Annotated in this window: 6 protein-coding genes; 4 read left to right on the forward strand and 2 right to left on the reverse strand. The window is 46.8% G+C overall.

Translation table 11 applies throughout. The features are described from left to right. Positions 1-8: 8 nt before the first annotated feature. The 3 genes from ACYZZ0_RS03320 to ACYZZ0_RS03330 all read left to right on the forward strand — a co-directional run bounded on the left by ACYZZ0_RS03320 (position 9) and on the right by ACYZZ0_RS03330 (position 3,263). Positions 9-146, forward strand: coding sequence for a hypothetical protein (locus ACYZZ0_RS03320; RefSeq protein WP_461535153.1), 138 nt, complete (start codon positions 9-11; stop codon positions 144-146). Further along, complete coding sequence (locus ACYZZ0_RS03325; protein WP_461535154.1) at positions 137-433, forward strand: hypothetical protein; 297 nt, start codon at positions 137-139, stop codon at positions 431-433. Before ACYZZ0_RS03320 ends, ACYZZ0_RS03325 begins: the two co-directional genes overlap by 10 nt. Before the next feature lie 1,195 nt (positions 434-1,628). After that, positions 1,629-3,263, forward strand: a complete 1,635-nt coding sequence (locus ACYZZ0_RS03330) for a hypothetical protein (RefSeq protein WP_461535155.1) — start codon at positions 1,629-1,631, stop codon at positions 3,261-3,263. 111 nt (positions 3,264-3,374) lie between these two features. Here the strand turns inward: ACYZZ0_RS03330 and ACYZZ0_RS03335 are convergent, their stop codons facing one another. Both ACYZZ0_RS03335 and ACYZZ0_RS03340 read right to left on the reverse strand, forming a co-directional pair. After that, entirely contained in the window at positions 3,375-5,705 is a 2,331-nt protein-coding gene (locus ACYZZ0_RS03335) for a hypothetical protein (protein WP_461535156.1), read from the reverse strand. Between the two features lie 273 nt (positions 5,706-5,978). Further along, on the reverse strand, positions 5,979-7,721 hold the full coding sequence (locus tag ACYZZ0_RS03340; RefSeq protein ID WP_461535157.1) for a hypothetical protein: 1,743 nt from the start codon (positions 7,719-7,721) through the stop codon (positions 5,979-5,981). Positions 7,722-8,388: 667 nt separating this feature from the next. On the opposite strand from ACYZZ0_RS03340, the gene ACYZZ0_RS03345 reads away from it, so the two are divergent. Next, positions 8,389-13,320, forward strand: a complete 4,932-nt coding sequence (locus ACYZZ0_RS03345; protein WP_461535158.1) for a hypothetical protein — start codon at positions 8,389-8,391, stop codon at positions 13,318-13,320. The last annotated feature ends 42 nt before the right edge of the window (positions 13,321-13,362 follow it).

A 13,362-nucleotide genomic window follows, 5' to 3' on the forward strand; every position in this document is an offset into this window, starting at 1 on the left:
ACAGATTTATGCAGTACGAATGCTTGAGTAATTATGACGCTATCGTACCGGCTACCTTTCTGTCAGTAAACGACACAAAAGGATTACTCGGCAAGGATGGTGCATTGGATGCGGCGCGAACAGGAGCAGCAGGCCAATGGGAATAGAATTAAATGTGTCGGAGAGGATTCCGAAAGAGAATTTGTTGAAATCGTTACCTATGAAACAATACGACTATTCCACCGGTTTTGGTGACGCTTCAGGGCTGTGGTCAACGGGCAAGTCTGTTACTGCTTCCTTGGTAGATCTCTCGCTAGCTTCCTCGGTAGATTGCGGCGTGGGTTGCGGAAGCGATTGCCCTGGTGACGACTCAGGTAAGCGTGCTTCACCTTCCTCCACTATTTCAGAATCAGCATCCACCAAAGCCTGCAAATTTCTCAACACCTACCGGTAACCGGCCGTTAGCCCCTTCGCACCAGGCCTGAATATGAAAAACATTCCACCCTGACGGGCTTGATTTGAAAGTTTCCGGTTCAAATAAAGTACCCAGCGGTGGAATCTGCCGGTTTAAATAATAAATATATGTTCTGCTGTGTACCCGATGTCTTCTGTCTGGCGTATAGAGGCAAGCAGATGGCTTGTTATGGGGTACGGAATGCCAGCCCAGACGATCCCGGAATCTTTGATCTCGACAGGATGATGCAGTGACTACGTTGCTGTTTTGAATAACAGCTCCGATTTTGCATTCGTAAAGTATAAGATCTATCTCTCATGACGCTTCTGTCACGACTATATCTACTGAAGAACTTATACGTACTACTGAGGCCGTATACTATCTGGCAGCTGCGGTGAATGTTGCCCGTAAGCAATTGTTTCAATGTATTGAAATGTATAACTGCGATTTACGCATCAGATAGGACATTAATGTAATATAGATAATCTGCCAATAATTAAAATTAAATTTGGAAGTTGTAAATTACCAATATCTCATATGATTTAAAGATAAGTAAAAAGTTATATTTTTTACTTTGTTACTTTTATGTCTTTTTTAGAGCTTTGATTGTTATACATAATATTGCAATTAACAACAATTAATAGCTAACAATAATTATAATGATTTAAAAATAATAGCCTATTGTTAATTACGTCTTAATCATAACCAGAAGGCACTGATATGCTCTCTATGTCGGAATATTTTATTATTTTAAGGCGCTGCTATAAATTTATATACTGTCTGTCGCTTTTGATACTAATATCTTTTTCTTCATTTGCTAAAGCAATGTTTTCTGAAGCAGGGGAAAATTTCTGGCCCCATTACATGACGCTGATATCAAGCTCCTGAATGGTGTGTTTTCCTGTCTGACCCAGGCAACCTAAAGACATCTTTTGATTACATGGAACAAAACAGTTTATTTAAAATGGATAAACTAAATAATGCTTTTATAGCTTATATTTTTGTATTTTAAGATATACATCTGTATTTTTTGAAGTGTTATTTTTTTGTGGCTGAAATATTAATACTGTTCAGAAAATTATTAAAAAGTACATTTCACTTTTCAAAGGAGGCTTTCGATAAGCGACAGTTGCAACTCGTTGATTAATATTCCCTATTAAATTGATTTGCTTTTTATTAGTCAGGTTTATCAAAAATGAATACCTTGTTACGACGAAACAAAAATGTTTGTCCCTGGTTAGCTATTTTGTGTTCCTTTGTAATCCTGTTTTCTTTCCACTCGTTATCTTATGCGATGTACAACGAACCGAGTGATGATGACGATGATTTTGAAGATGCTATTGAAACAATGTCATCAGCTGATCCTGCAGCTATTACCAAGCTGGGCCACCAATTTAACCGCTGGTCTGATTCCGAAAAATTGTTATTGTCTCACGATACCTTGCTTCATATTTTTCCTTTACTCAAGGCAAATCTTGTTTCATTCAAGGCTGACGGTGACCATGGCGTTTCCCTAAGAAAAGGCCTGTCGCAGTTGCAACAAAGTGCCTGTGAGGATTTTGAGAAACTGGCTCCAATGCTTCTGAAGTCGCGGGTTACAGTGGTGGAACTGGCGAACACAGTTTTTTGGCGCGAAAGCCTGCCTGATGTTCGGGTAGGCTGCATGCTTTATCTGCTAATCTGTTACCATGATGCATATCGGCACGTTGATCTTGAAACGTTGATAGGTGCCAATAAGATTGCAGCAACAGAACTGCTTAATACACATGCTTGGTTATGTAGCGGTTTGGGAGACAATGTTATAATGGCTGTACAGCCATTGCTTGAGCAGGCCAAGCTGAGTGGAAGTTATGACCCTGATTCTGAAGGGGTAGCTTCACTTGTCCTGCCAATTGAGAAGCACCATGTGTTATGCAAAAGTGATGCGCCCGTGTTTATCTTTCATGCACACACCCAGCTGCTTAAGCAGTTGCATTCTCTTCTAGAACGTGGATTCAAAGGATTAGCTCAGCATCCGTTCAGCCGGGATGAAAATTTGAGCGCGTTCAAGACTGAATTGACAGTTTTGATTACCTCACAAGACAAGCGTACGCCACTGCCATATGATGTTACTGAGATGGTGACATCTTCTGCATCCCCTTGTGGACGCGCTTTAAGTGACTTTGATCTAGCCTCAGTTGCATTTGAACTATACAGTACTATGTCGGAGCTGAATGTTGTTACTGCCTCGAAAAAGGGACAAAAACCATCAAAGCAGGATTTACGCCAGATGCGTCAGGCGATGTCTTTCCTGCTGGTGTTAAGAACCCTGAATAATATTGCTATGAATAGTTCAAAATACCCAGTAGCGGTAACAAATTGGGCCGCAAGTGCTGTTGCTGCATTCAGTTCTCGTTGTGACTGTCAGCTTGTGGATGCAGAACCACTCTATCGGGTAAGTGGTTGTATTATTGTCAACAGACCGGGTCCTCAATACAGTATGCAGAGCTCAGCTCCGCCAAAGAAAGTGGCTTCAAGAGTAGCCTTCAGCACCCTATCGATGAGTGAGCAACATGAGAGTGCTTTGAAAAGAGCGCTCCCTAAAATGGAAGTGAAAGTGAATGTAGATAATATGCTTGCCCTTTTACATCGAGATGCAGGTGGCTTTTTGAATGACTATGAAGAGGCAGATGTAAAAAGTCAACGGAATCGAATGGATAAAGTCAGAGTACTATTTCAAGCTCTGAGAAGTAAAAGTGATTCCGAATTTAAGAACTTTTGCAGAATACTTCGGGAAACTAACCAGGCTGTTTGGGCAGACCACTTAATGAACTCAGTCCCTGCACATTAAGTAATGAAAACCCTGCCCTTATGGGCAGGGTTCTTGGGTAAAATGAACGATTAATCTCGATATTATAATATACTGTATGAGGCACAACCCCTTACTTCTGAAACAATACGACTATTCCACCGGTTTTGGTGACGCTTCAGGGCGGTGGTCAACGGGCAAGGCTGTTACTGCTTCCCTGGTAGACCGCTCGCTAGCTTCCTCGGTAGATTGCGGCGAAGGTTGCGGTAGTGATTGTCCGGTTGACGAATCAGATGAACGTGTTTCACCTTCTTCCACTGTTCCAGAATCAGCTTCCACCAAAGCCTGCAAATTTTTGCTGGACTGCTTTACTACTCCCGGAACAATGACCATTAGCACTTCTACCAGCTTTTCCAGCTGACTTTGGCTCAGTCTGAACGGTGGCTGGTCCTCCTCGGTGGCCAACAGCAGTTCAATAGCGAAATTTTTACCCTCCCCCCCACTCGGCTCAACCGCATCTTGGGTCGACTCAACTTGTTGTGGCTCAAAGTACTTATCGAACAGAACAATCGCTTCATCAAGACTCGATAGCCGATACCGTTTCAGCCCGGACAACTGGTTGATGGCAAGCAGCAGGTACTTTTCAAACGTTAACTTGCCTTGAAGCCAGGGCTTCAGCGGGAGCATGAGTTCCAGCTCGGAGTAAACCTGATGCTCCAGCTTCTGGATAGCCGGCCGTTGGTCATTCAGTAACGGGTTGAAGAGATAATGCAACAAGCTCTCTATCAAGGGATGAGTACATAAGAGCCGGTTTCTCAGCCAGAATAACCGGTATGTCTCTGCTTGTGGCGAAAGCCCTGAGCATACGGCGACAGACATCCTGTCATAGTAATGTTCTGCCAGTGGTGAAATACGGGGGACAGTCTGCAAATTACATTCAATCTGCCCCTTGATCATAGAATCAAGCGTGCGGGAAAGGCCTTCCGGAATGCTCGCAAGATCATCATACACGCTGCCGTTCAATCTTTTCACCGATTCTGTAATCACCTTTATGCCGCGCTGAAAAAACAGTACGTTACTCGTTGCTGCATCAAGACAGAGTGGATGGGTGAATACAATGTCATCAGGCTGGGAATCATGCAAAGCAAGCAGCTTGTCAAAGCGCTCCTTAGTGCCGGGGTTGGAGAAGTTTTTTCCACGCCTTTCCAGCATCCGCAGATAATGCTCCGTTCTGGCAAACAACCCTTTGTACCAGGCGGCATCAACAAAACGAACGGGCAATACCCAGCCGAAAACCTGATGTACAAATTGCCATTGCTGAATAAACTCATTTCGCATTTTGATAAGCGGCAGACATTCAGGCGCAATAACTTCAAGCCCGAGTTCAGGCTTTATTACCCTGCCGGTTTTGCATGCCGTCTGGAGCATAATCAGTGCTGCTGACGCCATTTCGTCCAGCTGCGCTGGCAGCAATGTTTTGGTCGCATGAACCAGATCAAACCATTCGATCAAACAGAGCCGGGTTTCAATAGTTTTACATTTGACCTGTCTGACTATCTGCCCGGGTTCTTTTTTTATGTCTTCGGCACTTAATTTAAATACCGCATGACCATCCGGCTGCTTGTCGCAGAGACAGGCCCGACCAACTAAATCATGCAGGCTGACACCATTCACCTGAAAGGAGCCTTGTGGCTGGGTTTCATGAATTCGGCCCAATTCCACCGGACAGAAGCAGGTTAATGCAGGCTCACCCAGTTTCGACAACAGATACTGGATACTCTGCCAATCAGATTTGTTCATACTGTAACGGTCGAACATATATCGCTGTAACGTAATCAGGTTATCCTTGCGACCACTATCAAGGGGGGTGAATTCCCCGGCATTGACCGGCTCTGAAAACAGGAAGCCACCAACATCATCACTGAAGGGTGGAGCACCAGGTTTGAATACTGATGAAGCCAGGCGGTACTTTCCTTTTTTGGGAGGATCTTTGGGCCTGGGTTGCCGCTGGGCCTGTATAGCTTCAAATTCAACCCGAAGCTCACTCAATTTCGTTTCATTGACTCTGACCATGTCTTCATATAACAATGGATCGACCATACCGGCATCATTTCGCACACTGATAGTAATACACACCTCGGATTGCCTTGAAAGCCAAAGTGAGCCGGCCCGGCTTCTGGCGGGATGAAAAAAATCAAATACCATCTGCTGCATGATCTGAAGATTGGCTTTGCAATGCTCGATCTGTTGATTAAACTCGCTTTCATTGATCAGTTTTACTTTTGATTTTTTCTTCTGCCGTTTATTTTGATCGCAATAATCTTTATATGAAGAAAAAACCGGGAGAAGCGGAGCAAAACCAATCTCACCACCAGGCCTCACACCAAAAAACACATGGCCGTGCTGTGCATGGGAGGTTACGTCAAATCTGAAGTGTTCCAGCCCTGCTTGTGCTATCAGGGGAATTAACAAAATACCGCCCATGAAAATGAACAGCTGTCTGAATAATAACAACACCTTAAACGCCCGTGTCTTAAGTTATTCTATTATGTTTTTAATTGGCAAAAATCCCCTCCATCAGGTAATTGAACACCTGACCCGGAGTGAATTTAATATAGGCGAAAAGGGATTCGACAGGCGTAGTTAATTTAGGGTGTATATTGAATTTTAATGTTGTTAATTTATCTGATCAGCAATCATGACTGCAGCCTTCAGACCTGAAAGATAAGCCCCGTGAACAGTTGCCGGATTATAAGGTCAGTCCTTGATTGAGGATAAATCACGAACCCATTCGCACCCCTCCATCCATTCCGGTGCTATTGGCAGGGCCTTGCATGAAGGCCGTGGCCGCAGTGATGTTCCCCGAGGCACATCAGGGTATACCGGAAACACCAACGGGCCTTCAGGCAAGGGATACGGCAGCCCGTCAGGTCCGCCTTCGGGCTTGAAATCCATCGGAGTAAGAAATGCGGAGGCCTGATCTTCAGTTCTTCTTGCATCCATTCTCTGTGACTTTGATGTCTGAAATTCCATTGCCTGAGCTTCTGTTCCCGAACAAGACAATAGCCATGATATGAAAAATTTTGACTCCACTCTTTGTGGTTGAACCATGCGGCAATAGCCATGATCCCCTGCTCCCACCCTGACAGGTTCAGCAGAGACCTCCATCGGTATGACGTGTTCCTGTTGAGGAAGATGCTCAGGACAAGACGCTTCGTCAACAGTACCCTCCTCTACAGACTGATCATGTGAGCTGCTGCTCTCGGAGCCGTGCGAAAACTGAGTCTGTAGTGTGACAACGTCATGATAATCAGGGGTCAGAAAGGCCTTGACGGGTAAATGATCAAGTATTACAGCGACCTCCTGACTGGCAATTTTCTGCCTGACCCTGTCCGGATGAAAGATCCAGCGGTCTGAACAATGGTTTGAACAATGGTCTGAACAATGCTGAGCCGGAATGGATACTTCGAGCGCCAGAGGTAATACATCTGTCACTTCAAGATGGCTACCCAGTTGCGGCCATTGGCCATACTTTGCAGCATTGAGCGCGTAGTCATGTATCCTGAGGTGCTGAAACACGGTTGGACCATCCCAACCTATCTGGTTGGCCACACTGATCAGGGTTTTATTGAACAGATACAGAAACAGTATCCTGTGCCCGGCCGGCAGTCTGTCCGGGGCATACAATACGAGCCGCATCAAAAATTGCACATGCCGTTTTATCAGGGGATCTTTGCGCAGCCTGGCTGCCAGTGCCCTTTGAGGCCCTGATGGCTCAGCGATATGCCGGAAAAGAACGTAGGGCAAAGCCTCACAGGCTTTCCATAACGTAAAACAGCACAACTCTTCATCGTACCGGGTTCGGTGCCGGTATTTTTTTAACAGGCTGTGCGCATCATATTCCACCGCAACCAAATAGTGATACAACTGCTCGGCATTGAGCATTCCCTTGGGCACGACAGTTTTGTCAGTGTCCCAGCGGGTAGACGCCTTGCGAAGTTGTTTATACGCCTTTTTCCAGTTAAAGGGTTTAACACAACCCGGTAACAGGACTTCATTGATATACCTGAGCCTGAGGGTGAGATAGGTTTTCTCAAGCTCATTCAGAGTCCCTGCATCCGAGTAAACCAGTCCCGCAAGATGGATGATAGCCAGCATCAGGCCGTGATCTTTTTTCTCGAGCCAGGCATGCAGTTCGGCATCCCACTGGAATCCCTGATGCTGAAGTTCTGTCAGTGTTTTCAGATCATCATACTGCTGCCCCCATTTGATGATCATATTCATAAATTGATTCAGCAGCGTATGGAGGCACTGTATTCGAAGATTACACAACGCTTCTGGTAATTCATCATAGGGGTTATCGATCTGATAGGGTTCCATCCCGGCCTCAGTCGCAAGCCTGTAAATTTCTTCCCGTGCCTGTTTAGCCTGCTCCCTTTCCTCAAAATAACGCCAGGCGACCCGGTCTTCATTCCTGACGGCCAGTACCGTTGTGCTCACGGTGAAACATGAGATTAAACAGAGCACCGTAAAAAGGTGCCGGCATGATGGCAACCGGAAAACATCTTTCATCTTTGGCTCAGCTTTTTTTGATATCAAGAATCCCGGGGTAGATGAGGTTCTTTTATTGTACTGTAAAAAATCAAGCGCTCTGAAAATTAAAAAAATCAATAAATATAAAAAATACTATCACTTGAGACTTGTTTGTTGATTTTATATTTCCTGACAAGAAGAAAATAATTTAAATCATTTCTTTCCCTGAATTTTCACAAGAGAAGATCTATTTTGAATCACTTATACATCCACTCATCTTTAGTACAGATTTTGTTTATAGATAAAATAGTGTGCTATTAAAGTAGACGCATTTTTAAACATAAAACCAATCTGGTCTGGTGTTATTTTGAATAAAAGTAAAAGCGCCTGCCTGACAAAATTTATAATTGTTTGTATCTGCTCATACTTTTTATGTCTTTCTTTCCAAAGGGTGGAAGCCAGGCCAACATCAAGTTTAAAGCCGGTGAAACTCCACGAAAGTTCTGATGGCCTTGAATATTTTGTCCCTGATTGTGTTTTTTGCGACGGGGATTCGGTTATTTCCTTTCAGCACCTGTTATCTGCCCAGAGAGCCCTGGCTGCTGTACCGGGGGTCGTTGAAGGAGAAAGCAGCATGCCCGGTGCCGGCACAGGCGCCTTTGCCGCCCGGGATTACCGGAAACATCAACTGATTGGTTTCTACCCCGGCAGGCTGGTCTGCAGAAAACAGCTGGCCCCTACCCTGAGCACGGATTACCTGCTTCTGACCAAAACCGATAAAAACCAGGTGCGGTATCCCATGAGCATTGTCTGGTTTCCGGCTTCAAGCCTGATGATTCATCCGGGGCCGGATTGCTTTAATACCGCTACAGATACCTATACCGCATGGACCGGCGTCAGACTGGCACGCCGAAACACCGAGCTGGGATTTGATGCCGCGTTCACTGACGATCCCATGCGCCGGCTGAACTATATGATCAGAAAGGAAGAAAACTGCATCATGATACCGGTTGTGTCACCTGACTGTATTCAGTCAGTTAACCGCAACGGCGTCATTTATGTCGATCCGGATAAATTTTCGGCTGAAAAAATGCTGATCGCAGTTGTCGCCATCAAACCCATTGCTGCCGGAGCCGAACTGGGAACCTGGTACGGTGGCCGCTTCGCGCCCTATTTTCAGTATGTCGGCTGGAATATTGTCAAACAGCCACAGGTGATTTCACGGTTTGATGGCGGCTATTGCCAGCTTCAGGTTGATCCGACGCAGCTACCCAAACGTTCGAAATATAAAGGCAGCAGACGCCGCTGTGACACAATGGATGTTTCGCTACAGCCCCCGGAACCGCTTGATGTTGCCTGCAGCCTGAGTGTTACAACCCGGTTTATGGGAGATGTTCCCCCATCCTTGTTGTTTTCCGAATGCCCCGGTTATGCAACCGATGAAAGCGAAACAAGTGATAGCGAAGAAACCGGGGAGGATAGAAGAGAATTAGGTGGTGGAGAATTATATGGTGAAGAGTCAGGTGGTGAAGAGCTAGATGGTAGAGAGTGGGATGATGAAGAATCAGATGGTGAAGAGCCTGATGATGTCTGGTCCGACCACACGTTCCAGCCAGACTCATCAGAGGATGAGGATTTCCAGCCCGTCAAACGGAACACAAAACTCAAACAAAAGCGTTCCCGCCGGGTAGACAACGCCGTCGTTTTGCATTCACCTGTGTGCCTGAATAAGCAGGAGCGCGTTGAAAGGTTGCGCTGGCTAATGGCCAACTATAAAGCAGAAGCACTCTATCACCGAATAGCTGTCGATTTATGCGAATGGTTATACAGCCTCAGCGGCAAACACCCGTTATCAAAAAGTTACTCGATACTTTTCAAAACCCTGACGGCAGCAGCGTTTGATCACCCCGATGATGGCAAATGGGAAGGGGACGACTTTTTACTCTACGAATTTATTGAGGAATATGACGGTTTCGGGGAACGGGATCGTTATGCACTCATGACCTTCAACATCCTGTTTCACAAACATTTGCAGTACACCGAGACACGGGATGATTTTGTACTCCGCGAGTTCTGCCGGTCGTGGTTAAAACAGCAAAAAGGTCTGACGGCCCTCACCTCAATGCTGGCAAAATATAGAATCTCGCTTTGCAATGACCTGACCTATAAATCATGGAATCAACTGGCGCTGGAACAATTCTTTCGGCATCACCATCTTGAAGTGTATCCGGCAGAGATGGAAGACATAGAGAGCCTGCCCTTTCCAACAGATTGTCCCAGAAAAATAACCGAGTACCGAAAACTGACCAATCCTGTGGTACGCAGTAATGGTGGCAAGGATGGCAGCCTGAACCGGGTTATCTGTCAGTATGTTTTTGAAAAGGAAAATAGTACCAAAATCCATTTTGTGGCAAGTCAGTTGAAATCAACTCACATGCCCCTTCCTGAAGGCTATGGCCCGGTATGGAATACCGATGTGCTCTGTCAGTACATGCTGGACAGTGGACTGCTGGATATTGACCTGCTGGAACATGCCAGAAAAATATCCGCCAGTGTTTTACCCCGGTTGAAACTGGATGTCCTGCAGTTGGCCACATATATTCGTCATGCCTGCCGGGAAGGCTGGAATCTCGGTTTTATGGCAAGCCTGGTAAAGTCCCCGGACTGGGATGAAACCAGGCTGCTGCTCTGCAGGGAGCTAAAACAGCGGCCACTGGTTTTCAGAACTGATATCGAAGGGCTCAGCAGGCAATATTGCAGTACCACCAAGCTGTCAGAAAAAGGGCGTATACGGCAGGAGGCTTGTACAAGAGCGCTGCTGGCGAATATGGCAGGCGATATGAATCCCGATGCACTGGTACTTTATTTCCGGATAGCAGTCACAGAAGGCAGCCTCGGGGTTGTAACAACCCTGAATGATTATGGTATAGCAGTACCTGATACCTACAGAACAACCGGTGAACCGGCCCCCTGCCGGTGGTCTCAGCTTCATATTACCACCCATGTTAAAGGTCATATGTCGCCATTGCTGCCTGAAGCAAGTGCTCATTCGGAACCTGAATTCGTTATGGAGCCTGCACCGGAACTGACACCCGGGGAACTCAAGGCGGTAGTCCAACAGGTAAGGCAGATGTTTAGGGAGCTGCATACCCGATATGCAGCAAGCCCCAAAAAAGTACTGAATCGAATGACTCAAAAATTGCCGCAGCAACAGGTACCAGCTCCCGTTGCCGGCAACAAATGGACGATTCCGGCACTGATCCAGTTCATGGTCTGTCATCAACTGATCGATATCACCCGGCCACAACATGCCGAATGTATCACCATGTCCTCTCTGGCCCTGACTGATTTACCGGATGAAACCAAAGCCGGTTATGTGAGATTGTGCCTTGAATACGGCTGGAATCTCCATGGCGTATTAATGCTGAGTAAAACCTGCAGAGGTGAGCGCTGGTCACAGAAACTGGCGTCTTGCCTGGGTTGCAGCGAACTAAAATACAAGTACTCAATCGAAGACCTTTGCCACAAACTCCGGACACTTCAGCAAAAGAGAACAACAAAGAAGATCCGCCAGGCCGAAAAGCAGGGCAAGAGTTACCGCTTCTATCATGAACACCTGCTGGTTCGAGCCATGATTGAGCGTCATATCCTGGGTGAAGAGCATTCGGAAGCGTTGCAGGCATATCTTGGGCTGCTGAAAGCACAGGGTGTTGGCAACGACATGCAAGCGCAGAAATTGCGTGTTTATAGCATCCCTGTACCTGCCTCAATGCGACAGGAGATGATACAGAAAAGAACCGAGCGTGCCGCTTATGCCCGCGTATGTCTGCAGCAGAAACGACAAGAAAGAATATCACAACGACAAAGCGCTGATACCCGGGAAAAGTCTGCTCAGCCCGTAGGCGGGATACTGCCATCCAAGCGGCCGGCCCGTCATGATGATTCAGATATCGCTACAGATGATGAATCCAGTGGCTCGGAACACAGCCTGAGCCTGCCCAGTTCATCTGCAAGCCAGTCCAGCCCGCGTACCGGTGCAGAACAGCCTGAGGAAAGTGATGCATCTGTCGAAACCGATCCGGAGGCCAGCAGCTACGACCCTGAAGACTTTCCTGCAGGCTACCCTGAAGATTTACCGGTCCAGGCAGAGATATCGGATAGTAACAGTTCCGAGGCCGATGATGAGTCAGACAGCGACTATGAAACCCGGGGCCGGCCCAAAAGATCCAGCCCCCTGCCCGCCGCCACTCACTGCTTTCGCATACTGGTTAACGATGAGGCTAAACGTTTACGTAGTGAGCTGAAGAAACTGGCCCTTGAACCTGACAGCCCGCACCGTTCCAACAGTATTGGCCATCTTTGTGGAAACCTGCTGCGCCTGCTTCGAAGCCGGGATGATTCGCGCCTTGCCCATTGCTACACGGAGCTGGCCAGAATGCTTTCATGTCGGGGAATAGTGCCCACTGACGGGAAACAATGGAATGATATAATGCTGTTTGAATTTATCGAAGCCAGCGGAGGTTTTGAAGAGCAGGATACCTATACCCTGATGACCTTCCCGATGCTCGATCACCGACTGACACACGACCAAAATACAACGGTTCTGCAGCAATTCTGCCAGTCATGGCTGGACAGGCGGTTCAGCCTGCAACAACTTGTCAGAAGTCTCAATCGACATAAAATTACGCCGGTCGGTCAACCTCATTTTATTACATGGACTACCCGCAGCCTGGCCGAATACCTTCAGCGATACGGGGTCACGCCTGACACAGATACGACTGGAAGCTGCACCGTCCTCCCCGGAGGCAGAGACAACAGTCAATCACTGGAACCGCTGCTGCCTTACGCAGCAAAAGGGCATATTCCTAGTCTTAACCAGTACCTTCAAAAGAGTACATTCCATCGTAATACTGTTCTCAGCCAGATTTCACTGACACTTAATGACAGTGGGGTGCCGGTTCCGGAGGACTGCCATAGCGATAAGTGGTCAGCCGCTGTAGTGGCCATGTATATGATTAAGGAAGACATGCTGGACATATTCAGAGCAGAGCATGCAATCAAAATATCCTGGCAGACTATCGCCGACCTGAAGCTTGAAGATGAGCAGTTTTTTACTTATATGAAACATGCGATTGAGAACGGTTGGAGCACAAGTTTCCTGGGTATTCTGCGCAACAGAATGGAGGATGCTGTATTTTTTCCTTGGATCATCAACGGCGTAAGAACCTATCACATCGTCTACCCGACCCCACTGAGTCAGCTTGAAGATAATTATCGGGCCAGCCACGCGAGGGAAGCCCGGAACCGGATTAAAACGGAACTGAGTTATCGGGCCGTCATAGCCAATGCAGATGGCGATGAATTTCCGGAAGCGCTCAGGACTTATCTGGAAATTTCGGAAACAACCACATCCAATACCGTTGCTTTTCATCTTAAAGGCTATGGCATTCGGATTCCGGCGGAACTGGAGGCAAAGGCAGGTAATGGCAAGGCGGGAGGCAAGGCCGGTACAACAGAATGGATCAAGGCCAATATCGATAAATTTCGAAGAGGCCAAAGCAGGTGACCTCCCCTTTAAGACAACGGGATAAAAAGGATGCTATAAGCC

The sequence above is a fragment of the Spongorhabdus nitratireducens genome, assembly GCA_947387575.1.
Lineage (GTDB): Bacteria > Pseudomonadota > Gammaproteobacteria > Pseudomonadales > Endozoicomonadaceae > CANDOC01.

Coding starts and splice junctions, on each gene's coding strand:
- ACYZZ0_RS03320 (WP_461535153.1), top strand. CDS start 9: ATGCAGTACGAATGCTTGAGTAATTATGACGCTATCGTACCGGCTACC.
- ACYZZ0_RS03325 (WP_461535154.1), top strand. CDS start 137: ATGGGAATAGAATTAAATGTGTCGGAGAGGATTCCGAAAGAGAATTTG.
- ACYZZ0_RS03330 (WP_461535155.1), top strand. CDS start 1,629: ATGAATACCTTGTTACGACGAAACAAAAATGTTTGTCCCTGGTTAGCT.
- ACYZZ0_RS03335 (WP_461535156.1), bottom strand. CDS start 5,705: ATGGGCGGTATTTTGTTAATTCCCCTGATAGCACAAGCAGGGCTGGAA.
- ACYZZ0_RS03345 (WP_461535158.1), top strand. CDS start 8,389: ATGCCCGGTGCCGGCACAGGCGCCTTTGCCGCCCGGGATTACCGGAAA.